Source organism: Variovorax endophyticus, assembly GCF_025376855.1.
Classification (GTDB): domain Bacteria; phylum Pseudomonadota; class Gammaproteobacteria; order Burkholderiales; family Burkholderiaceae_C; genus Variovorax.
Genome location: NZ_JAHUTH010000007.1, coordinates 189,968 through 210,789 on the forward strand (window position 1 = coordinate 189,968; position 20,822 = coordinate 210,789).

Annotated in this window: 19 protein-coding genes; 7 read left to right on the forward strand and 12 right to left on the reverse strand. The window is 70.4% G+C overall.

The features are described from left to right. The first annotated feature begins 14 nt into the window (after positions 1-14). The 3 genes from nthA to KV106_RS11585 are packed head-to-tail and all read left to right on the forward strand — an operon-like array spanning position 15 to position 1,665. The gene (gene nthA, locus KV106_RS11575; RefSeq protein ID WP_261210423.1) at positions 15-641 is read left to right on the forward strand and encodes a nitrile hydratase subunit alpha; all 627 of its coding nucleotides are present in this window, start codon (positions 15-17) and stop codon (positions 639-641) included. Next, positions 638-1,297 (forward strand): nitrile hydratase subunit beta, encoded by a 660-nt coding sequence (gene nthB / locus KV106_RS11580; protein WP_261210425.1) that lies wholly within the window; start codon positions 638-640, stop codon positions 1,295-1,297. Before nthA ends, nthB begins: the two co-directional genes overlap by 4 nt. After that, positions 1,294-1,665: a nitrile hydratase accessory protein gene (locus tag KV106_RS11585; protein WP_261210427.1), complete on the forward strand. Its 372-nt coding sequence runs from the start codon at positions 1,294-1,296 to the stop codon at positions 1,663-1,665. The genes nthB and KV106_RS11585 overlap by 4 nt, the downstream gene beginning before the upstream one ends. A 9-nt stretch (positions 1,666-1,674) precedes the next feature. Here the strand turns inward: KV106_RS11585 and KV106_RS11590 are convergent, their stop codons facing one another. Both KV106_RS11590 and KV106_RS11595 read right to left on the reverse strand, forming a co-directional pair. After that, entirely contained in the window at positions 1,675-3,111 is a 1,437-nt protein-coding gene (locus KV106_RS11590) for an FAD-binding oxidoreductase (RefSeq protein ID WP_261210429.1), read from the reverse strand. Further along, positions 3,108-3,575 carry a DUF2069 domain-containing protein gene (locus tag KV106_RS11595; RefSeq protein WP_409976509.1) on the reverse strand — a complete coding sequence of 156 codons (468 nt, stop codon included), beginning with the start codon at positions 3,573-3,575 and terminating at the stop codon, positions 3,108-3,110. Before KV106_RS11595 ends, KV106_RS11590 begins: the two co-directional genes overlap by 4 nt. A gap of 14 nt (positions 3,576-3,589) precedes the next feature. On the opposite strand from KV106_RS11595, the gene KV106_RS11600 reads away from it, so the two are divergent. Beyond that, positions 3,590-4,801 carry a YihY family inner membrane protein gene (locus KV106_RS11600; RefSeq protein ID WP_261210433.1) on the forward strand — a complete coding sequence of 404 codons (1,212 nt, stop codon included), beginning with the start codon at positions 3,590-3,592 and terminating at the stop codon, positions 4,799-4,801. 9 nt (positions 4,802-4,810) lie between these two features. Here KV106_RS11600 and KV106_RS11605 read toward each other — a convergent pair whose 3' ends face one another. Continuing rightward, complete coding sequence (locus KV106_RS11605; RefSeq protein ID WP_057592409.1) at positions 4,811-5,155, reverse strand: Mpo1-like protein; 345 nt, start codon at positions 5,153-5,155, stop codon at positions 4,811-4,813. A gap of 101 nt (positions 5,156-5,256) precedes the next feature. Here KV106_RS11605 and KV106_RS11610 point away from each other — a divergent pair, with 101 nt between their 5' ends. Both KV106_RS11610 and KV106_RS11615 read left to right on the forward strand, forming a co-directional pair. Then, on the forward strand, positions 5,257-5,652 hold the full coding sequence (locus KV106_RS11610) for a thioredoxin family protein (protein ID WP_261210436.1): 396 nt from the start codon (positions 5,257-5,259) through the stop codon (positions 5,650-5,652). 46 nt (positions 5,653-5,698) lie between these two features. Further along, positions 5,699-6,370, forward strand: a complete 672-nt coding sequence (locus KV106_RS11615) for a Rossmann-fold NAD(P)-binding domain-containing protein (RefSeq protein WP_261210438.1) — start codon at positions 5,699-5,701, stop codon at positions 6,368-6,370. A 12-nt stretch (positions 6,371-6,382) separates the two neighbouring features. Here KV106_RS11615 and KV106_RS11620 read toward each other — a convergent pair whose 3' ends face one another. The 3 genes from KV106_RS11620 to KV106_RS11630 all read right to left on the reverse strand — a co-directional run bounded on the left by KV106_RS11620 (position 6,383) and on the right by KV106_RS11630 (position 10,893). After that, positions 6,383-7,192 carry an alpha/beta fold hydrolase gene (locus KV106_RS11620; protein ID WP_261210440.1) on the reverse strand — a complete coding sequence of 270 codons (810 nt, stop codon included), beginning with the start codon at positions 7,190-7,192 and terminating at the stop codon, positions 6,383-6,385. 49 nt (positions 7,193-7,241) lie between these two features. Further along, a complete protein-coding gene (locus tag KV106_RS11625) occupies positions 7,242-9,524 on the reverse strand; it encodes a hypothetical protein (protein ID WP_261210442.1) in 2,283 nt (760 codons plus the stop codon). A gap of 61 nt (positions 9,525-9,585) precedes the next feature. Next, positions 9,586-10,893, reverse strand: coding sequence for an O-acetylhomoserine aminocarboxypropyltransferase (locus KV106_RS11630; protein ID WP_261210444.1), 1,308 nt, complete (start codon positions 10,891-10,893; stop codon positions 9,586-9,588). A 146-nt stretch (positions 10,894-11,039) separates the two neighbouring features. Here KV106_RS11630 and KV106_RS11635 point away from each other — a divergent pair, with 146 nt between their 5' ends. Next, positions 11,040-11,489 (forward strand): CBS domain-containing protein, encoded by a 450-nt coding sequence (locus KV106_RS11635; RefSeq protein WP_057592415.1) that lies wholly within the window; start codon positions 11,040-11,042, stop codon positions 11,487-11,489. Between the two features lie 24 nt (positions 11,490-11,513). On the opposite strand, the gene KV106_RS11640 is transcribed toward KV106_RS11635, so the two are convergent. The 6 genes from KV106_RS11640 to KV106_RS11665 form a co-directional block, all read right to left on the reverse strand. Beyond that, positions 11,514-13,067 (reverse strand): sugar ABC transporter ATP-binding protein, encoded by a 1,554-nt coding sequence (locus KV106_RS11640; RefSeq protein ID WP_082321979.1) that lies wholly within the window; start codon positions 13,065-13,067, stop codon positions 11,514-11,516. Beyond that, positions 13,064-14,167, reverse strand: coding sequence for an SMP-30/gluconolactonase/LRE family protein (locus KV106_RS11645; RefSeq protein ID WP_261210450.1), 1,104 nt, complete (start codon positions 14,165-14,167; stop codon positions 13,064-13,066). Before KV106_RS11645 ends, KV106_RS11640 begins: the two co-directional genes overlap by 4 nt. Beyond that, positions 14,167-16,293: an ABC transporter permease gene (locus tag KV106_RS11650; protein WP_261210452.1), complete on the reverse strand. Its 2,127-nt coding sequence runs from the start codon at positions 16,291-16,293 to the stop codon at positions 14,167-14,169. The genes KV106_RS11645 and KV106_RS11650 overlap by 1 nt, the downstream gene beginning before the upstream one ends. 22 nt (positions 16,294-16,315) lie before the next feature. Continuing rightward, complete coding sequence (locus KV106_RS11655; protein ID WP_261210454.1) at positions 16,316-17,338, reverse strand: sugar ABC transporter substrate-binding protein; 1,023 nt, start codon at positions 17,336-17,338, stop codon at positions 16,316-16,318. Positions 17,339-17,432: 94 nt separating this feature from the next. Continuing rightward, complete coding sequence (locus tag KV106_RS11660) at positions 17,433-18,410, reverse strand: ABC transporter permease (protein WP_203205166.1); 978 nt, start codon at positions 18,408-18,410, stop codon at positions 17,433-17,435. A gap of 17 nt (positions 18,411-18,427) precedes the next feature. After that, positions 18,428-20,707 carry an AMP-binding protein gene (locus KV106_RS11665; RefSeq protein WP_261210457.1) on the reverse strand — a complete coding sequence of 760 codons (2,280 nt, stop codon included), beginning with the start codon at positions 20,705-20,707 and terminating at the stop codon, positions 18,428-18,430. Between the last annotated feature and the right edge of the window lie 115 nt (positions 20,708-20,822).

The window sequence follows — 20,822 nt, forward strand, 5'->3', positions numbered from 1 at the left end:
TTAGCATGAGGGGCATGAGCGAACACACCCACGACCACGGCGATGACCACAGCGAGCTCGATGAGATGGACCTGCGCGTGCGCGCGCTCGAGAGCGTGCTCACCGAGAAGGGCTACATCGAGCCGGCCGCGCTCGACGCGCTGATCGACACCTACCAGACCCGCATCGGCCCGCGCAACGGCGCGCGCGTGGTCGCCAAAGCCTGGGTCGACCCGGCCTTTCGCGACTGGCTGCTGGCCGACGCCACCGCGGCCATCGCCTCGCTGGGCTATACCGGCCGCCAGGGCGAGCACATGGTGGCGGTGGCCAACAGCGACAATCAGCACCACATGGTGGTCTGCACCCTGTGCAGCTGCTACCCGTGGCCGGTGCTGGGCCTGCCGCCCACCTGGTACAAGAGCGCCCCCTACCGCTCGCGCGCGGTGCGCGACCCGCGCGGCGTGCTCGCGGACTTCGGCACCGTGCTGCCCGAGACCACGCGCATCCGGATCTGGGACTCGACCGCCGAGGTGCGCTACCTCGTGATCCCGCAGCGGCCCGCTGGCACGGAGCAGCTGGGCGAAGAGGAACTCGCGGCGCTGGTGTCGCGCGATTCGATGATCGGCACCCGGCTCGCCGATGCGCCGGGGAGCCCGGCATGAACTACCAGACCCAGGCCGACCTCGGCGGCCGCACCGGCTTCGGCGCGGTGCTGCCCGAGCCCGAGGGCGAGCTGTTCCATGCCGACTGGGAGCCCCGCGCGCTGGCGCTGGTGCTCGCGATGGGTGCCACCGGTTCATGGAACATCGATGCGAGCCGCGCCGTGCGCGAGACCTTGCCGCACTACCTGCAGCTGAGCTACTACCGGATCTGGCTCGCGGCGCTCGAGCGCCTGATGATCGAGCGCGGCCAGCTGTTCGAGGACGAGATCGCGCAGGGCCGCATGCTGCATGCGCCCGTGCCCGTGAAGCGCGTGCTGCATGCGGCCGACGTGGGCGCGGTGCTGGCCAGGGGCTCGCCCACCGAGCGGCCGGCCGCGGCGCCGGCGCGCTTCGCGATCGGCCAGCCGGTGCGCATGCGCGCGGGCCGCGTCGACCATCACACGCGGTTGCCGGGCTATGTGCAGGGGCGGCGCGGCATCGTCGAGCGGCTGCATGGCGCGCATGTGTTCGCCGACAGCAATGCGCAGGGCGCGGGCGAGGCGCCGCAGTGGCTCTACACGGTGGTGTTCGAGGAGGCCGAGCTCTGGGGCTCGCGGGCGCAGCAGCTCTCGGTGTCGGTCGATGCCTGGGAAAGCTACCTGGAGGCGGCCGAATGACGCAGTGCCCCGACGGGATGCTGGCCCCCGGCATGCCGCGCGACGCCGACGGCCCGGTCTTCGGCGCGCCCTGGCAGGCGCAGGCCTTCGCGATGACGCTGGCGCTGCACCAGAAGGGCCTGTTCAGCTGGAGCGAATGGGCCGAGACCCTGGCCGCGCAGATCCAGGCCGCGCAGGCCGCGGGCGACCCCGATGCGGGCGACACCTACTACCGGCACTGGCTCGCCGCGCTCGAGACGCTGGTGGCGCGCAAGGGTGCGAGTTCGCACGATGAGCTGGCGCGCTACCGCGAGGCCTGGGACCACGCGGCCGACCGCACGCCGCATGGGCAGCCGATCGAGTTGCGGGCCGGCGACTTCGGGCGCTGAGCCGCCGCCTCAGACCCGGATCACCCGCCCCGGATTCAGGATGTTCTTCGGATCGAGCCCGCGCTTGATCGCGCGCATCATCTCGAGCGCCACCGGCGACTTGTGCTTCTCGAGCGTTTCGACCTTGAGCGAACCCACGCCGTGCTCGGCAGAGAACGAGCCGCCGAACTTCTCGACCGCCTCGTAGACCAGCGTGTTGATGCGGTCTTCCTCGTTCTTCAGGAAGGCCTTGGTATCGACGTTCTCGGGCGCCTGCACGTTGTAGTGCAGGTTGCCGTCGCCGAGGTGGCCGAAGTTCACCAGCCGCACCCCGGCGATCTCGCGCGCCAGCAGCGCGTCGGTCTCGGCCACGAAAGCCGGGATGCGCGAGACGGGGATCGAGATGTCGTGCTTGATGTTGAGGCCTTCCTCGGCCTGCGCGAGCGGAATGCTCTCGCGGATGTGCCAGAGCTGGTGCGCCTGCGCGAGGTTCTCGGCCACCACGGCGTCGGTCACGCAGCCATCCTCGAAGGCGGTCTCGAGCAGCGCCTCGAAGCGCGCGCGCGCATGGTCTTCCGATTCGCTGTCGGAGTTCTCGAGCAGCACGCAGTAGGGCACGTTCTCGTCGCCGATGAAGGGCACGCGCAGCTGCGGCATGTGCTTGTCGACCAGGCTCAGCGCGAACTTGCCCATCACCTCGAAGCCCGTGAGGCCCGGGCCCAGCTGCTTGTGGGCCAGGCCCAGCAGCGTGACCGCGTGGTCGAGCGAGGGCACGGCGGCCCAGGCCGTGAGCTGCGCGGCGGGCAGCGGATAGAGCTTCATCGTGGCGGCCGTGATGATGCCCAGCGTGCCCTCGCTGCCGACGAACAGGTCGCGCAGGTCGTAGCCGGTGTTGTCCTTGCGCAGGCCGCTGGTGCCGTGCCAGATCTCGCCCTGCGGCGTGACGACCTCCAGGCCCAGGCAGAGCTCGCGCGTGTTGCCGTAGCGCACGACCTGCGTGCCGCCGGCATTGGTCGCGAGGTTGCCGCCGATGGTGCAGCTGCCCTCGGCCGCGAGGCTCAGCGGGAACAGGTAGCCGGCCTTCTCGGCGGTCTCCTGCAGGGTCTGCAGGATGCAGCCCGATTCCACCGTCATCGTGAGGTTGGCCGCGTCGATGCCGCGGATGGTGTTGAGCCGCTGCAGGCTCAGCACCACCTGCGTGCCGCTGTCGTCGGGAATGGAGCCGACCGCCAGGCCGGTGTTGCCGCCCTGCGGGATCACGGCGGTGCCGGCCTCGGCGCAGGCCTTGACCACCTCGGCCACCTGCTGCGTGTCGGCCGGGCGCACGACGGCCAGCGCCTTGCCGCGCGAGCGCTTGCGCCAGTCCTGTTCGTAGGCCGTGAGGTCGCCCTCGTTGAGCAGGTGGTTGGCGCCGACGATGGCGCGCAGCCGTTCGATCAGGGCGGCGGAAGAAGCGGAAGGGGTCATGGGGTGGAAGCCTCCAGGGGACGGGCGGCGGCCTTGGCGTGGCGCAGCCGCAGGCGGACGTGCCAGGCGCAGGCGACGAAGAGCACGAGGCACAGCAGCACCTCGGCCAGCGCGAGCAGCTGGCTGATGCCGTTGGTGTCGCTCCAGGCGCGCACCACGCCCTCGGTGAAATAGAGCCAGACCATCAGGCTGACCCAGCGGTAGGTGTACATGCGGTTCTTCAGCAGGCCCGCGAGCGGGATCGCCAGCGGCAGCACCTTGAGCGCCATCAGCGAGCCGCCGGGGCGCAGCGGCGCCAGCCAGAGTTCCCAGGCCAGGCCCAGCACGATCAGCCCGGCGAGGCTGCCGACGGCGAGCCAGCGGGTGGTCGCGACGGAGGAGGGCGGGGGCGGGGAGAGGCTCACGGGCGGCGAAGGTGAAGAGGGCAAGGGGGAGATCCGGGGGCGCCCTCGCTGCGGGAACATGAAAGGCGGATGGCATGATACCGGCCATGAATCGTCGTCAGCTCTGGAGGGATCTCTCCCGTTTCCCCTGGCGAAACACCGCGGCGGTGCTCGGGGAGCGTTTTCGCGAGGACCGCCTCGGCCTCACGGCCAGCAGCCTGACCTTCACCACCACCATCGCGATGGTGCCGTTCTTCACGGTGGCGCTCGCGCTGTTCACCGTGTTCCCGATGTTCGCCAAGATGCAGGGCCGCCTGCAGCGCTGGCTGATCGAGAGCCTGATCCCCGAGAACATCGCGCGCCAGGTGCTGGGCTACCTCAACCAGTTCGCGAGCAAGGCCAGCGGCCTGGGGATCGCGGGCCTGATCGTGCTGCTGATCACCGCCATCGCGCTGATCCTCACCATCGACAAGACGCTCAACAACATCTGGCGCGTGCGCTCGCCGCGGCCGTTCGCGCAGCGGGTGCTGATCTACTGGGCCACGATCACGCTCGGGCCGCTGATCCTGGCGGTGAGCCTGTCCACCACCTCCTATGTGTTCGCGGCCTCGCGCGACGTGGTGGGCGTGAGCGCGGTCAAGCTGTTCTTCGACGCCTTCGAGTTCGTGCTGCTGGCCGCCGGCATGGCCTCGCTCTACCACTACGTGCCCAACACCAACGTGCGCTGGTCGCATGCCTGGGCCGGCGGCGTGTTCGTGGCGGCGGCGATCGAGATCGCCAAGCGCGTGCTGGGCTACTACCTGAGCCTGGTGCCGACCTATTCGGTGCTCTATGGCGCCTTCGCCACCTTCCCGATCCTGCTGGTGTGGATCTACGTGGCCTGGGTCATCGTGCTGCTGGGCGCGGTGATCGCGGCCTACCTGCCGAGCCTCCTGACCGGCGTGGCCCGGCGCGGCGGCGGCGCCGGCTGGCCGCTGCAACTGGCGATGGAGGTGCTGCAGCAGCTCGCCCGGGCCCGCGCGACGCCCGACAAGGGCGCGGGCGCGGCGCGGCTGGTGGCCTCGATGCGCGTGGACGCGCTGCAACTGGTGCCGGTGCTCGACACCCTGGTGGCGCTCGACTGGATCGCGCCGCTGGCCGAGGACGGCGATGGCGGCGACCCGCGCTACGTGCTGCTGGCCGACCCGTCGACGCCGATCGAGCCGCTGCTCGAGGCGCTCCTGATGCCCAAGGCCGAGCCGCTCGAGGACCTGTGGCAGAAGGGGCCGCTGCGTTCGCTGCGGCTGGGCGACGTGCTGTTGATCTAGCAGCCGGGCTCAGATCTTCACGCGGCCCAGCCAGATGTCGCGGTACATCGCCCAGTCGCCCATGAAGCTGTAGAGCGGCCGCCTGAACGAGGCCGGCTTGTTCTTCTCGAAGCCGAAATGCCCGACCCAGGCGAAGCCGTAGCCGACCAGCAGCCCGGCCAGCAGCCACAGCGGATTGAGCGTCAGCACCAGCATCGCGAGGCAGGCCAGCGACAGCGTGGAGCCCGCGAAATGCAGCCGCCGGCAGGTGCGGTTGGCGTGTTCGGTCAGGTAGAAGGGATAGAACTCCGCGAAGCTCGTGAACTGGCGCGGATCGACGCTCGCAGCGGAGGGAGTGGCGGTGGAGGTGTTCATCGTGCGTCTCCTGCGCCCCGGAGGGGCTTTGTCCATAATAGCCACGACCTTCCGGGCGCACCACCCGGGTCTTTCTTCCCCCTTCTGCCCACGTACGAGCCTTGAGCGCCCTGCCTTCCTCCCCCGATTCCGCCGCGCCGGCCGGCGGCGCGCCCTGGGTCGTGTGCCTGTGCGCCGAGTGGTGCGGCACCTGCCGCGACTACCGGCCGCTGTTCGAGCAGGTGGCGCGCGCGCATCCCGGGCTGCGCTTCGCCTGGGTCGACATCGAGGACCATGCCGACATCGCCGACGAGTTCGACGTCGAGACCTTCCCGACCCTGCTGGTGGCCGATGCCGCGGGCACGCGCTTCCTCGGCCCGCTGCTGCCGCATGCCGAAACGCTGTCGCGCATGCTGACCGCGCTGCCGGCGCCGCAGCCCTCGAGCCTGCATGCCGAGCTGCTGGTGGCGGTGCTCGAGAAGAAGCCCGCGCTCTTTACAGTGCCGCGGGCGGCCTGATCTACTCGGCTCGTCCACACACGCGGCCCGCGGGGCCGGCCCTCCCATGAAAGTCCTCGTCTTCGGCGCCACCGGCATGGTCGGTTTCGGCGTGCTGCGCGAATGCCTGCTCGCTCCCGACGTGGAGGAGGTCGTGGCCGTCGGCCGCCGGCCCAGCGGCCAGCAGCATCCCAAGCTGCGCGATCTCGTGCTTCCCGACATGTACGACTACACGGCGGCCGAGCCGCGGCTCACGGGCTTCGACGCCTGCTTCTTCTGCCTCGGCGTGTCCTCGGTCGGCATGAAGGAGGACGCGTACCGCCGCGTGACCTACGACCTCACGCTGGCCGCCGCCACCGTGCTCGCGCGGCTCAATCCCGAGATGACCTTCGCCTACGTGACCGGCGCCGGCACCGACAGCAGCGAGCGCGGCCGCAGCATGTGGGCGCGCGTGAAGGGCGCGACCGAGAACGCGCTGCTGAAGCTCCCGTTCCGGGCCGCCTACATGTTCAGGCCCGGCGCGATCCAGCCGCTGCACGGCGCCAACACGAAGACGCCGCTGTACAAGGCGGGCATCGTGCTGCTCACGCCGGTGTTCGGGCTCGCGCGGCGGCTGTGGCCGCATCTGGTGACCACCACCGAGAACATGGGGCTCGCGATGCTGGCGGTGGCGCGGCACGGAGCGAGCAAGCGGGTGCTCGACCCGCTCGACATCAACGACCTGGCCGCGCGCGGCTAGCGTGGCTTCGCTTCAGCGCGAGACGAAATCCCGCAGCGCGAACAGCACCGCGTCGGGCGCCTCGCTCATCAGCGCGTGGCCCGCGTGCACCGTCACCGTCCGCCCGTCGCGCGCCTTGGCGGCCAAGGCCTTCACGGCGCGCGGCGGCGTCATCTGGTCGGCGTCGCCGAGCAGGAACAGCACCGGGCACTGCACCTTCTCCATCGCCGCCTCGCCGCCCGCGTAGTCGTTGCAGGCCTTGAAGCCGACGTGGAACACATTGGCCTCGCGGTTGCTCGCGAGCACGCGGCGCATCAGCGCGCGCGAGCTGCCGTAGAGCCAGGTGCCCGGGCCGAGCGCCGAGGGCGGCGGCGCCAGCAGCGCATGCGAGAAGGTGTTGACCATCGCGATCGCGCGCTCGGGGTCGTTGAGCGAACTCTCGAGCAGCGCCGGCGACACCACCATCGGGTAGGCGGTGCCGACCATCGCCAGGTGCGTCACGCGCTCCGGCGCGCGCGCGGCCGCTTCCAGCGCGATCAGCGAGCCGAAGCTGTGGCCGATCAGCGCCGCTTTTTGCACGCCCACCGCGTCGAGCAGCGCGAGCACGAACTGCGCGGCCTCCTCGACGCTGGCCGGCGGCGGGCCCTCGCTCTTGCAGTGGCCCGGCAGATCGACCGCGAGCACGTTCCAGCCGTGGTTGGCGAACCAGCGGCTCTGCAGGATCCAGACGCTGTGGTCGTTGAGCACGCCGTGGACGAAGACCACGGTGGGCTTGGCGGCATCGAAGGGCTTGCCGCCGGTGTAGCAATAGGTGGGATGGTGGTTGACGTCGAACGTGCTCATGCGTGTTCCTCGATGGCTTCCTGTCTTTGTGGTGCGTGCGGGCCGGCGCTCATCGCGCGGCCTCCCAGCGCTGCAGTCGCTGCAGCGCGCGTTCGAACAGCCGCGCGGCCGCCAGTGCGAGCGCCGCGTCGCCGGGCTTGATCTGCCGGCCTTTGCCGGCGTCCTGCTGGAAGCCGTACATCACCCAGGCCGGCCCGGTGTCGGTGGCCGGCACGATCTGGTAGATGAAGTGATAAGGGTCGTAGGCCAGCTCGGGCAGCGTGGGATCGGTGTCGCGCTTGCGGTCCACGCTCAGGCCGACCCAGGCCCCGCCCGAGGCGCCGAGGTACGGGCCGATGCGGCAGATGCCGAGGTCGGCGTCGCGTCCGTCGAGCACGCCCTGCGCGTGCAGCCGGGCGATGGTGGCCTCGATGCGTTCGAGCGGGGCGGCGGCGGCCAGCCGCTGCCAGGCCGCGTCGGCCTCGCTCACGCGCCGCTGCAGTTCGGCCCACACGGGCGGCAACTGCGCGATCGGCGCTTCGGTCCATTCGGCCGGCGGTGCGTGGCCCGTGGGGCTGTGGGCCAGGTAGAGCCGCGCGGTCGGCGCCTTGCCGCGCAGTCGACCGAACAGGCCCGGCGCTTCGTTGAGCACGCCGAACTGCCAGGTGGGCACGGCGAGCGGGGCTTCGTCCTCGCCGTCGTGGACATCGCCGCCGCGCCGGATCTGTGCGTAGATGGGCAGCGTCTCGTCGCCCATCTCGCCGTCCTTGCGCAGCTCGAAGGACCAGCCGTCGTCGGACAGGGCCGCGAAGCGCACCACCGCGTAGCCGTCGTCGAGGAACGGCGCCCGGGCCCAGCCGAGCATGGCGGCCACCTCGGGCGCGGCCGCCTGCGCGAGGGCGGGGCGTTCATGTGGGTCGGGCGTGTCGAGCGCACGCTCGCAGCGCTCGGCCTGGGCCTCGTCGCCCAGCAGGCGCCAGGCCTGTGCCAGGTGCCGGCACAGGCCGTCGCTCAGGCGGTCGCTGGCCAGCAGTTCGCGCGCGATCCGTTCGACCGGCCCGCGCTGGCCCAACCGGGCGGCGGCCTGGGCGCCCAGCGCCATCAGCACCGCGCGGCGCGTCTCGGCCTCGACGTCGGAGATCAGTTCGGACAGCGGCGTGCCCGCGTGCGCGGCGCGCAGGTCCATCAGCTCGAGCACCTGCGCCGGCTGGCCGAGCCGTTCGAAGGCCCAGGCCACCTCGCACGCCGCCTGCTCGACCGGCCAGTCGTCGCCGAAAGCGCGCCGCAGCACGGTCCACGAGTCGACGACGCCGGCCCAGTCCCCGATGCGCGCCTGGCAGCGCAGCCGCCCGTGGTACTGCTCCCAGAACGGCGATACGGCCCAGCCCTTGTCGTGCCAGGGAATGGCCTGCGCGAACTTCTCCTGCCGAAAGCCGCCGGCGATCGCGAGGTTGTTGCACAGCATCGCGTAGATGTGGGGCTCGGCGTCCAGCGGGCCGCCCTCGCCGGTGGCGAAGTAGTGCTCGAAGCGCGCCGCGCCGAGCTCATAGGCCCGTGCCTCCACGGCCTTCACGCGCGCGAGGTCCTGGCTGCCCGTGTATTGGCCTTCCTGCTGCTGCAGCAACTCGACCACCTCCGCCAGTTCGCAGCCGGCGCTGTAATAGTCGCCGCCGCCGAGGTCGGGGTGCTCGGGCCATTGGATGGCCTCGAGGTCGAAGGGCCGGCCCATGCGGTAGTCGAGCAGCGCGCGCCAGACCGGCACGCGCGGATCGGCCGAGCGCGCCATGCAGGCATCGAGGTCGGCCGCGGCGCCTTCGAGGTCGCCGGCGTTGTCGCGTGCCCGTGCGCGGATGCGCAGTGCCGCCGGCAGGCCGCCGGCGCGCGCGTGCATTGCCTCGATGGCGCGCAGGCGCTCGGGCGCCGAGTCTTCACCGGGGTCGCCGAGCGAGGCACGCATGAGCGCAGCCCAGCCCCACGGATGGCCATGGTCGTCGCCGAGCGAGCGCAGGCGTTCGACGATGCGCTGCGCCTCCTCTTCGGTGCAGCCACCGGTCTTGAACATCGCGTCGTGATAGAGCCGGCCCGCCACGTCGTGGTCGCCGTCTTCCCAGGCCCAGTCGGCCACCTCGAACCAGGCTTGCGGCAGTGCGATCGAGCCCAGGCGCGTGACCGCCTCGAGCATCAGCGCACGCGATTCGGGGTGGCGTCCGAGCCGGCGCGCGAGGTGGGCCTGCTCGTAGAGCGAGCGGCCGGCTTCCTGCCAATGGTGCGGCATGCGCGGCACGCTGGCGAGCAGTGCGGCGCGCTGGCGCTCGTAGCCGTCCATCGCCTCGGCGGCGTCGTCCACGCTCATCGAAGTACCTTCGTGCTTCGCACTGCGGTGCGAGCTTGCCTGGGGCGGCCCGGCGCGGCGCTCATGCCGCTTTCTCGGCCGCCTTCAGCGCGCGCTTCAGGTCGTCGATCAGGTCGGCCGGATCCTCGAGGCCGATCGACAGCCGGATCGTGCCCTGCGAGATGCCCGCGCCCGCGAGCGCCTCGTCGGTCATGCGGAAGTGGGTGGTGCTGGCCGGGTGGATCACCAGGCTGCGGCAGTCGCCCACGTTGGCGAGGTGGCTGAAGAGCTTGAGCGATTCGATGAAGGCCTTGCCCTGGGCGCGGCTGCCCTTGATGTCGAAGCTGAACACCGCGCCCGCGCCGCGCGCGCCGTGGCGCAGCAGCTTCTGCGCCAGTGCGTGGCTCGGGTGCGATTCGATCAGCGGATGGCCCACGCGCGAGACGAAGGGATGGGTGGCGAGGAACTCGACGATCTTCTGCGTGTTGTCGATGTGGCGCTCCATGCGCAGCGGCAGGGTCTCGATGCCCTGCAGGATCAGCCAGGCGGTGTGCGGGCTCATCGCGGCGCCGAAGTCGCGCAGGCCCTCGCGGCGCGCGCGCAGCAGGAAGGCGCCGACCGTGCTCTCCTCGCTGAACACCATGTTGTGGAAGCCGTCGTAGGCCTGGCTCAGCTCGGCGAATTTGCCCGACTTCTCCCAGTCGAAGCTGCCGCCGTCGACCACCACGCCACCGATCACCGTGCCGTGGCCCGAGAGGAACTTGGTGGCCGAGTGGTAGACCAGGTCGGCGCCGAAGTCCAGCGGCTTGATCAGGTAGGGCGAGGTCAGGGTGGAGTCGACCAGCAGCGGCACGCCGGCCTCGTGCGCGATTTCGGCCACGGCCGGAATGTCGAGCACGTCGAGGCCGGGGTTGCCCACGGTCTCGCCGAAGAACAGTTTGGTCTCGGGCCGCACCGCGGCACGCCAGCCGTCGAGGTCGCCGGGCTTGACGAAGGTGGTCTCGATGCCGAAGCGGCGCATCGTGTAGTGCAGCAGGTTCTGCGAGCCGCCGTACAGCGCGGTGCTGGCCACGATGTGCGAGCCCGCGCCCATCAGCGTGGCGATGGACAGGTGCAGCGCCGCCTGGCCGCTGGCGGTGGCGATCGCGCCGATGCCGCCCTCGAGCGCCGACACCCGCTGCTCGAGCACCGCGTTGGTGGGGTTGCTGATGCGCGAGTAGACGTGGCCCGAACGCTCGAGGTTGAACAGGGCGGCCGCATGGTCGCTCGACTCGAAGACGAAGGAGGTGGTCAGGTGGATCGGCACCGCGCGCGCGCCGGTCGTGGGGTCGGGCGAGGCGCCCGCGTGCAGCGCGAGGGTGTCGAAACCGGGGTCGGAGTAGCCGGGCATGGGGTCCTTTCTGGAGCGGCGCTATGGGCCGGGTCGCGTCCGCTGCGTGACAGCGGCATACCGGGCCGTGGGAGTCGGCGCCGATTGTGGGCTATATTCAAAAAAGGCAGGTTGCCGGGAAAGACAGAGTCCGAGAGGAGCACACGATGAAAGTCAGCGACATCCTTCGCGTCAAGGGCAACACGCTCTTCACCATCACGCCAGACGATCTGCTGGCCGAAGCCGTCAAGACGATGGCGGACAAGGACATCGGCTCGCTGGTCGTCATGGAGCATGGCGACCTCGTGGGCATGCTCACTTTCCGTGAAGTGATCGTGACCATCGTCGCCAACGGCGGCCAGGTCGGCGGCACGCTGGTGCGCAAGGCCATGGACGATGCCCCGGTCACCTGCACCCTCGAAACCGACCTCGACGAAATCCGCCGCATCATGCTCGAGCGCCATGCCCGCTACATGCCGGTGATGGACAAGCGCATGCTGATGGGTGTGATCAGCTTCTACGACGTGGCCAAGGCCGTGGTCGACGCGCAGAACTTCGAGAACAAGATGCTCAAGGCCTACATCCGCGACTGGCCGGCGGAAGACGAGAAGAACTGAAGCGCCCGAACGGGCGATCGGCGGTCAGTGGATCGCCGCGTACATGATCGCCTCCTGCGTCGCCTCGGTGGCCGAGAACTCCGTCACCACCTTGCCCTGCTTGGCCACGAGGATACGGTCCGACAGGGCCATCACCTCGGGCAGGTAGGAGGAAATCACCACCACCGCCTTGCCGGCGTCGGCCAGCCGGTTGATCTCGGCGTGGATCTCGGCGATGGCGCCCACGTCGACCCCGCGCGTGGGCTCGTCGAAGATCACGATGTCGGGTTCCTGCACCAGCGACTTGGCGATCACCACCTTCTGCTGGTTGCCGCCCGACAGCTCGATCACCTTCACCTCCTTGCCGATGGCGCGCACATTGAGCAGCCGGCTCCAGTGCTCGCCCACCGAACGCGCCTTCGCGCCCGACACCAGCCCACGCGCGCCGGCCAGCTTGCCCTGCAGCCCCATGTAGATGTTCTGCGCGATCGACATGGTCTCGAAGAAGCCCTCGAACTTGCGGTCCTCGGTGATATAGGCGATGCCGTCGCGCACCGCCTGGCGCGCCACGCGGTAGCGCACCGGCCGGCCGCGCAGCAGGATCTCGCCGCCATGGAAGAAGTCGCGCTTGATCAGCCCGGCCACCACCTTGAAGGTCTCGGTGCGGCCCGCGCCCACCAGGCCGAACACGCCCGTGATCTGGCCCGCGAACACCGACAGCGAGTTGTTCTTGACCATCGCCGCCATGCGCAGGTTGCGCACCGACAGCAGGCACTCGCCCTGCGGCCGCACGTGGGTCTTCTTCTGGCCGTAGAGCGTCTGCGAGAGATCGCGCCCCACCATCGCCTGCACGATGCGCTCGCGGTCGAAGTTGGCCTTGTCGTCGGTCACCACATGGCGGCCGTCGCGCAGCACCGTGATGCGGTCGGCCAGCAGCAGCGCCTCCTCGAGCGCGTGCGAGATGAAGATCACCGACACGCCGCGCGCCTTGAGGTCGAACACCAGGTCGAAGAAGTACTTCTTCTCCTCGGGCGTGAGGCTGGCCGTGGGCTCGTCGAAGATGATGATGCGCGCCTTGTGCAGCACCGCGCGCGCGATCTCCACCATCTGCTTCTTGGCCGCGCCGAGCATGCCCACGGTGGCGGTCGGGTCGACGTCGAAATTGAGCGACTGCAGGAACTGCTGCGCCGAGATGTAGACACCGCGCAGCCGGTTGAAGAAGGACTCCTGGCCCAGGAACAGGTTCTGCGCCACCGTCATCGTCGGGACCAGGCTGGTTTCCTGGAACACCATCGCGATGCCCTCGTGGCGCGCTTCCAGCGGCGTGCGCAGCTGCACCGGCCGGCCTTCCACCAGCATCTGGCCCGCGCTCAGCGGCACCACGCCGGCCATCACCTTGGTCAGCGTCGACTTGCCGGCGCCGTTCTCGCCGAGCAGCGCGTGGATCTCGCCGCGGCGCAGCGTGAAGTCGACCGCCTCGATGGCGGGTACGCCCGCGTATTTCTTGGTGGCCTGGCGCAGCTCGAGCATGGTCTCGACCGCGGCGGGCGCGCCCGGCTCGGCGGCCACGGTGTCGGCGGTGGTATCGCGGGCATTCATCGCGCGGCTCCCTGTTCCTCGGCGGTCATGCGCACCCGCAGCAGCCGGCCGCCGCCTTTCGAGGCCGCGAACAGCGCGCCCGCGTGCTCGGCCACCGCGGTGATGCCGTGGTTGCGGCCATCGACCTGGCTGTGCAGCGAAGACACGACCTGGCCCTGCGCATTCACGCGCACCACCAGCCCGTAGGAGCGCGGCGGCGCCCAGGGCTTGAGCACGCCCATCTGCTTGACGCCCGCGCCCTGCAGCGGCTCGAGGAAGCTGTGGCCCGACGAGAGCGCCGGCGCGATCCAGTAGCGCGGATCGATCTCGGCCACCATGCGGCGGCGGTAGGCCTCCTCGCGCAGCACGAATTCCACCAGCTGCGTGCGGCAGACGAAGCAGCTGAGCCAGAAGCCGCCGCCGGCCGCCGCAGCCAAGCGCGAGGGATAGCCGGGCAGGTCGGCCACGCGCGGCGCGGTGCCGTTCGGCCCCAGCGCGAGCACGCGGTGCGCCCAGCTCTCGCCGACCAGCACCGTGCCGCCCGCCTGCGGCAGCACGCCGAAGGCATGGCGCAGCCCGGCCGCGAGCTGCTGCGCGGCACCGCCGCCCGGCGCCCAGGCGCAGACGCGGCCGCTCGCGCCGTGCGCCATCAGGTCGTGGCACCAGCGTTCGGGCGCATGCTCGGCCGAGCCCTCGGTCAGCAGCCAGCGCCGGCCGGCCTCGTCCCAGGCCAGCGCATTGACGCAGCGCAGCGCGCGGCCGCCGGCCTCCGCGAGCGTGTGGGCGGTGGCGCCGTCGGGCGCGAGCAGCAGCAGCTGCGTGCCGCCGAGCGCCAGCGCGAGCCGTCCGCCGGGCGCCGCTGCCAGCGCGGTGATCGGGCGCTCGAAGCGCCGTACCTCGGCGGGCACGCCGCCGTCGAGCCGGTACAGCGCGGGTCCGGCCGCGATCCACAGCACGCCGTCGGCCACCGCGAGGTCGTCGATGTCGGCGAGTTCGGCCACCACCTCGGCGTTGTCGAGCGCGCGGTTGGGCTTGAGCACGCCGTCCATCACCGGCACCGTGATGGCGGCGCTGCCGCGCCCGAGCAGGCGGTCGGTGAAACCGCGAAGGGTGTCGAGCATCAGGCTGTCCTCCAGCGCCGTTCGTACTGCACGAAGTCGGGGTCGGCGCCCTCGAGCTTGTAGCGGCCGATGCGGTTGTTCGAGATGCCGCCCAGGTAGAGGTGGCCGCGGTGCTCACGCATCGAGGTGATCATCGGGTGGTTCTCGCCGCCCAGGTCCCACAGCGTCTCGAGGATCTCGCCGGCCTCGCTGAACTTGAGCACGCAGCCGGTGTTGATGTTGGGGAACAGCCATTCGTCCACCGGCACGCGCGTGGCCATGCGGCGGCGAAAGCCCGGCATGCGCATCGCGAGGTCGTAGGCCGGGCAGCGCATGCCCACCAGCGCGAGCCAGTAGTGGCCGTCGGAGGCGAGGTTGATGTTGTCGGGGTAGCCGGGCAGGTTGTCGATCACCATCCGCACCTGGCCGGCCTTCGGCCCGTCGAACCAGTAGCGCTTGATGCAGCAGCCCCAGGTCTCGGCGAACAGGATCGACTGGCCGTCGCTCGCGATCGCGATGCCGTTCGGGAAGCGCAGCCCGCGCAGCACGGTGCGCGTCGAGCCGTCGCGCGGATCGAAGCAGACGATGCGCCCGTTGCCGCGCGCTTCCAGCCCGTCGACCGGCCACTCGTGCATCTCGTAGCGCACCGTGGCCTCGCTGAAGAAGATGCGGCCGTCGTCGGCGATGTCGAGGTCGTCGGCCAGCCGCAGCCGGCTGTCGTCGTTGATCGAGGTCCAGCTGCGGTTGGTCTCGTCGGTCACGCGCTCGACCTTGCGCTCGGGCGTGACGCGGTACAGGCCCATGCCGCCCACGCACACGTGCAGGTTGTCCTCGCGGTCGAAGGCCAGGCCCAGCGGCTGGCCGCCGATGTGGGCATAGACCTCCATGCGCTCGTAGTCGGGCGCGAGGAAGCGGATCACGTCGCCGTGGCGCGAGCCCGCATAGAGGTTGTCGTCGCGGTCGAGGATCACGTCCTCGGGCGACTCGATGCGGCCCAGGCCGATCAGCGTGACGTCGCGCAGCTTGTTGTTGACCGCATAGACACTCGGGCCCGCGCCCGCGCCGTCGCCGCTGCAGGCCGGTGCCGGCGGCAGCGCGAAGTAGGTCGGGCTCACGTAGACCTTGCTGATGATGCGCTGGCGGTTCTTGAGCCAGCGCACGTCGATCACGGCCGCCAGCACCAGGATCGCGGCCAGCACCATGCGGATCACGCCGCCGGGCGCCGACATCGAGGTCAGGCCGTTGGTGATCAGCAGCACCAGCAGCGTGCCGACCAGCGCCTTTGCGACCGAGCCGCGCCCGCCGCCCAGGCTGATGCCGCCGAGCACGGCGGCCGTGAGCACCAGCACCTCCATGCCCACGCCGATGTCGGCGCCGGCCGTGGCCAGCCGCGAGGCGAAGAAGCAGCCGGCCGCGCCGCACAGCGTGCCCGAGGCCACGTAGCACAGCGCCACCGTGCGCCGCACCGCGATGCCGCTGTTGTAGGCCGAGCGGCGCGAGCCGCCGATGGCCATGATGTGCCAGCCCGCGCGCAGGCGCGTGAGCAGCACATGGCCCGCGATCGCCACCGCCGCGTAGGCCCAGGCCACGGTCGGCAGGCCCAGCAAGGTGCCGTTGCCCAGGAAGTCCCAGGCCGGCGAGTCGGGCAGCGAGCCCGCGATCGCGGTCGAGTACTGCAGGCTCAGGATCTCGTAGAACGAGCGGAAGATGATCAGCGTGATGAGCGTGGTGAGGAAGGCGCGCAGCCGCAGGTAGCCGATCAGCACGCCGTTGACCGCGCCGAGCAGCGCGCCGACGGCCAGCGTGGCCAGCACCGACGCGCCCATCGGCCACTTCAGCACGTGCATGCACATCAGCGCGCAGAAGTTGGTGAGCGCGAAGATGGAACCCACCGACAGGTCGATGCCGCCCACGATCATCACCAGCGCCAGGCCGAGCACGATGAAGCCGATCTCGCCGGCCTGCCGCAGCGTGTCGGCCAGCACCACCGGCGACCAGAAGTTGCCGATGAGCTGGCCCGAGGCCAGCAGCACCGCCACCAGCAGCAGCACGGGGATCGCGGTCTCGGTCCAGCGCTTGGACAGGATCTCGCCGACCCAGTGGTCGGGCCACCAGCGGTAGCGCAGGCGGGTGAGCGTCTCGTTCATCGGTGCGGCTCCGGCGTCGGCGTCACTTGGCGGCGGTGAGCTTCCAGCAGGTGCCGTCGGCACCCGCGTTCTCCTTCGTGATCGGGATCAGCGTGGTGTAGATGTTCTGCTTGGCCACGCCGGGCTTCATGCCGCCCTGCACCAGCCACTTGATCATGGCGGCCATGTTGGCGGCCTGCGTCGGCACGTCGTAGCTCACGTCGAGGTCGAAGGCGCCCGACTTGACCTGGTCGCAGGCGCCTTTCTGCTCGCCGCCGCCCGAGGTCGCGAGGTAGACCTTGCCGGTCAGGCCGGCTTCCTTGATGGCGGCCGCGGTGCCGATGTCCATGCCGTCCCAGAAGCCGACGATGCCGCACAGGTCGGGGTTCTGCTTGAGCACCGTCTGCGTCAGGCCCTTGGCCTTGGCCGCGTCCCAGTCGGCGGCCTGGTTCGACACCACCTTGATCTGCGGATTCTTCGCCAGCACGTTCTCCACGCCCTTGAGCGTGTAGGCGCTGGTGGCCGCGGTCGGCGCGCCCTGCACGATGGCGATCTTGTTCGACTTGCCCTTGCAGGCCTGCACCACCGCCTCGGCATTGCGTTCGCCCACGTCGACCCAGTCGGCGCCCACGAACACGGTCGAGGGCTGCACCGAGCGCATGTTGATCTGCACCACGTAGATGCCGTCTTCCTCGGCCTTCTTGATCAGCTTGGCGTAGGTCTGCACATCGGGGTTGTGGATCACGATCACCGCGGGCTTCTCGGCCATCAGCGCGGTGAAGGCCTGCGCGCCGGCGTTGGTGTTCCAGTTGGGATCGCGCGCCACCACCTTCATGCCGGCGGGCTCGAGCTCCTTCTTGAGGCCGTTGTACCAGCCCTGCGCGAGGTCGAAGCCCATCGCCACCGGGATGTAGCCCACGGTCTTGCCGGCCAGCGACTTCTTGTAGCCGTCGCGGAAGGGCTCGTCGAGGCCCTTGCCCTGGGCGGCCGCGTGTTGCGAGGCGGCCAGCGCCAGCGCGATGCCCGCGAGCTTCGCGGATGCGGCGAGTGTGCGAACGAAGTGCATTGCATGTCTCCTTTTTTCGGTGGTCTCGGATGACGCCAAAATCGCCTGGCGCCCGGCTTCGGAAAACAGGTGGGTCCGCTCGCGGACCCCGGGATCAGATGTCGCCCTGCTGCGCGGTCTCTTCGTTGCGCGGGTTGAGCATGGAGTCGATCAGGATCGCGGCCAGCAGCACCACGCCCTTGACGATGTTCTGCACGGAATAGGAGAGGTCCATGATCGTCATGCCGTTGAGCATGGTGCCGATCAGGAGCGTGCCGATCACGACGTTGAACACGCCGCCGCGGCCGCCCGACAGGCCGATGCCGCCGAGCACCACCACCAGCACCACGTCGTAGATCATGGTGGAGTTGAAGATCCGCGTCGGCATGCTGCTCACCGAGGCCGCCATCACCACGCCCGCGAACAGCCCGATCAGCGCCGCCAGCACGTACTGCAGCAGCACCATCGGCCGCGTCGGCAGGCCGGTGGCGCGCGCGGCGAAGGGGTTGTCGCCGATCGCGTAGACGAAGGCGCCCGCGCGCATGCGGCGCAGGAAGAAGGCCATGGCCGCGGCCGCCACGCCGAACATCACGACCGGCGTCGGCACCCCGGCCAGGGTGCCGCGGCCCAGCCAGGCCGCGGGGTCGAGCGCGGCCGGCCACTGCACCACCTCGAGCTGAAAGAAATAGGCCTGGCCCAGCCCCGCGAGGAAGAGGCCCGAGGCCAGCGTGGTGAACAGCGAGGGCACCTCGGCATAGGCGATCAGCCAGCCGTTGACCAGCCCGAAGGCCAGCGCCAGGCCCAGCGCGATCGGGAAGGCCGAGCCGAGCGAATGGCCGTTCTGCACCAGCTGCAAGAGCAGGCCCGAGGGCACGGCCAGCGCTGCGATCATCGAGATGTCGATGCCGCGGCCGATCACCACCACCGCCATGCCCAGCCCCAGGATGCCGAGGAAGGCCACGTTCTGCACCAGCGTGAGCAGGTTGTCGATCTGCGCGAAGCCCGGCAGGAACGCCGCGAAGCCCGCGAACAGCAGCGCGAACAGCGCGGACACGATGCCCTGCTGCGTGGCCTTGAATTTCTTCGTCGTCATGGTGGGGGCGCTCCGCTTCAGCTCAGGGCCGCGTGCAGCGACTGGCGCAGCTCGCGCTTCATGACCTTGCCGTTGAGGTTGCGCGGCAGCGCCTCGGTGCCGATGGTCCAGGTCTCGGGCACCGCGTAGTCCGACAGCCGCTCGGCGCAGAAGGCCTGCAAGGCGGCGGCCTGGGTGCGCTCGTCGAGCTCGCTCACGCAGACGAAGGCATGCACGCGCTCGCCGAGCACCGCGCAGGGCACGCCCACCAGCGCGGCCTCGACGATCTGCGGATGCTCCATCAGCGTGTTCTCGACCGTGGCGCAGAAGATCTTGTAGCCGCCGCGGTTGATCACGTCCTTCTTGCGGTCGAGGATGCGCACGTAGCCGTCGGCGTCCATGCTGCCGATGTCGCCCGAGCGCCAGTAGCCGCCGCGGAACTCGCTGGCCGTGGCCTGCGGGTTGCGCCAGTAGCCGGGCACCACCATCGGGCCCGCGATCCAGATCTCGCCGACCTCGCCGCGCGCCACTTCGTTGCCGTTCTCGTCGACCACGCAGATCTCGCCGCAGGGCACGGCCAGGCCCACGCTGTCGCGGTGCTCGGCCGTCATGCCGGGCGGCATGATGGTGGCGGGCGAGCAGGTCTCGGTCGCGCCGTAGGCGTTCATCAGGGTGAGGCCCGGCAGCCGCGCCGCGATGCCCTCGATGGTGGCCGTGGGCATCGAGGCACCGCCGTAGGCACCGATGCGCCAGGCCGAGAGGTCGTGCGCCTGCAGGTCCGGCAGCAGCAGGCACAGGTTGTACATGGCCGGCACCATGATCGTGTGCGTGATGCGCTCGGCCGCCGCCAGCCGCGCGAACTCGGCCGCCTTGAACTGGGTCATCAGCACCGCGCAGCCGCGCGCATGCAGCATGGTGTAGAGCTGCGCCACCAGCCCGGTGACATGGCTCAGCGGTACCGCGACGATGCTGCGGTCCGATTCGCCCAGGCTCATCGCGTGCACGAAGTGCATCACCGAGTGCGCGATGTTCAGGTGCGTGAGCATCGCGCCCTTGGGCTTGCCGGTGGTGCCCGAGGTGTAGAGCAGCACCGCGAGGTCTTCCTCGGCGGCCGCGTGCGCGGTGGCCAGCGGCTCGGCCTGCATCAGTGCCGTGAAGGATTCGAAGCCCGGCTGCGCGGCACCGGTGCAAAAGCGCAGGCGCAGCAGCGGCAGCGCCTCGGGCGAGGGCACCAGCGCCTGCAGCTCCTGCGAGCAGACGATGGCTACCGCCTCGGCGTCGGCCAGCGAGAACTCGAGCTCGGCCGTGCGCGCCCGCGCGCTCACCGGCATCGCCACCGCGCCGAGCCAGGCGCAGGCGTAGACCGCGATCGCGAACTCGGGCCCGTTCGAGAGGTAGAGCGCCACCCGGTCGCCCGGCCGCACGCCGCGCCGTGCGAGGCCGCCCGCGCACTTGGTGGTGGCATGGTGCAGTTCGCGCCAGCTCAGCCGCAGCGTGTCGCAGACCAGCGCCTCGCCATCGGGCGAGAGCCGCACCGCGTCGGCCAGCATCCGGGCCACGTTGGCGGGGCGCTCGGCGAAGCAGCGCACCACGCGCTCGTTGAAGTGCACTTCACGTCGCATCTTGGGCATGGAATCTCCCCACTGGGACCACGAGGACGCGGAGCTCTGCGAGGGCCGCAGCTCCGTCGGGGCGCTGAGCACGCCGTGCATGAGCATCTCGATGCAGTGCCGCACGGCATCCTGCAGGCTGCGCGCCGGATGGCTGTCGGGCCGGTACCAGCGGCCGATGCCGCTGAGCGCGCCGACCACCGTGTACGAGGCCATCGCCGCGTCGCCGCGCGCGATCCAGCCCTCGGCCATGCCGGCCTCGATCAGCGCGCGGAACTCGGTGTCGATCTCGCCCTTGAGCGCGCGCAGCTCGCGCCGCCTGGGCTCGGCCAGCGGGTCCTCGCCGACGCGGATCACGCACAGGCCGAAGTCGCTGGTCACGATGCCCGCGTAGTTCTCCATCGCCACGCGCAGCCGTTCGCGCGGCGGCAGCCCGCGCCGCGCCGCCTCGAGGATGCCCGCGCGCAGCGCCTCGAGCCCGCGCTGCACGCACTCGAACAGGATCTGTTCCTTGTTCTCGACGTAGTGGTAGACGGTCGGCTTGGTCACGCGCAGGGCCCGCGCGATGTCGTCGAGCGAGGTGCCCTGGAAGCCCTTGGTCGTGAACAGCCGCGCCGCCGCCAGCAGCACCGCGTCCTTCTTGGCATGGCGATCCTGCTGCCGCTCTCCGCGGCTTTGCCAAGGCGATTCGACCAGCTCGGTAGACATTCGACTCCTGCGGCGATGACCAGGGACCGATGCCGCGCGGAGGCCGCGTGGCGCCAGGAAAACCGGGGGTTACTCGGAAGTACCCTGGTTGACTGGCGCGATTATTCGGAGCGAC

Bases quoted from the DNA above. Each gene is read 5' to 3' on its own strand.
- KV106_RS11640 (WP_082321979.1), bottom strand. From the start codon at position 13,067: ATGAATGCCCGCGATACCACCGCCGACACCGTGGCCGCCGAGCCGGGC.
- KV106_RS11645 (WP_261210450.1), bottom strand. From the start codon at position 14,167: ATGCTCGACACCCTTCGCGGTTTCACCGACCGCCTGCTCGGGCGCGGC.
- KV106_RS11595 (WP_409976509.1), bottom strand. From the start codon at position 3,575: ATGTTCCCGCAGCGAGGGCGCCCCCGGATCTCCCCCTTGCCCTCTTCA.
- nthA (WP_261210423.1), top strand. From the start codon at position 15: ATGAGCGAACACACCCACGACCACGGCGATGACCACAGCGAGCTCGAT.
- KV106_RS11590 (WP_261210429.1), bottom strand. From the start codon at position 3,111: ATGACCCCTTCCGCTTCTTCCGCCGCCCTGATCGAACGGCTGCGCGCC.
- KV106_RS11600 (WP_261210433.1), top strand. From the start codon at position 3,590: ATGATACCGGCCATGAATCGTCGTCAGCTCTGGAGGGATCTCTCCCGT.
- KV106_RS11660 (WP_203205166.1), bottom strand. From the start codon at position 18,410: ATGACGACGAAGAAATTCAAGGCCACGCAGCAGGGCATCGTGTCCGCG.
- KV106_RS11630 (WP_261210444.1), bottom strand. From the start codon at position 10,893: ATGCCCGGCTACTCCGACCCCGGTTTCGACACCCTCGCGCTGCACGCG.
- KV106_RS11615 (WP_261210438.1), top strand. From the start codon at position 5,699: ATGAAAGTCCTCGTCTTCGGCGCCACCGGCATGGTCGGTTTCGGCGTG.
- KV106_RS11665 (WP_261210457.1), bottom strand. From the start codon at position 20,707: ATGTCTACCGAGCTGGTCGAATCGCCTTGGCAAAGCCGCGGAGAGCGG.
- KV106_RS11585 (WP_261210427.1), top strand. From the start codon at position 1,294: ATGACGCAGTGCCCCGACGGGATGCTGGCCCCCGGCATGCCGCGCGAC.
- KV106_RS11655 (WP_261210454.1), bottom strand. From the start codon at position 17,338: ATGCACTTCGTTCGCACACTCGCCGCATCCGCGAAGCTCGCGGGCATC.
- nthB (WP_261210425.1), top strand. From the start codon at position 638: ATGAACTACCAGACCCAGGCCGACCTCGGCGGCCGCACCGGCTTCGGC.
- KV106_RS11635 (WP_057592415.1), top strand. From the start codon at position 11,040: ATGAAAGTCAGCGACATCCTTCGCGTCAAGGGCAACACGCTCTTCACC.
- KV106_RS11625 (WP_261210442.1), bottom strand. From the start codon at position 9,524: ATGAGCGTGGACGACGCCGCCGAGGCGATGGACGGCTACGAGCGCCAG.
- KV106_RS11620 (WP_261210440.1), bottom strand. From the start codon at position 7,192: ATGAGCACGTTCGACGTCAACCACCATCCCACCTATTGCTACACCGGC.
- KV106_RS11650 (WP_261210452.1), bottom strand. From the start codon at position 16,293: ATGAACGAGACGCTCACCCGCCTGCGCTACCGCTGGTGGCCCGACCAC.
- KV106_RS11605 (WP_057592409.1), bottom strand. From the start codon at position 5,155: ATGAACACCTCCACCGCCACTCCCTCCGCTGCGAGCGTCGATCCGCGC.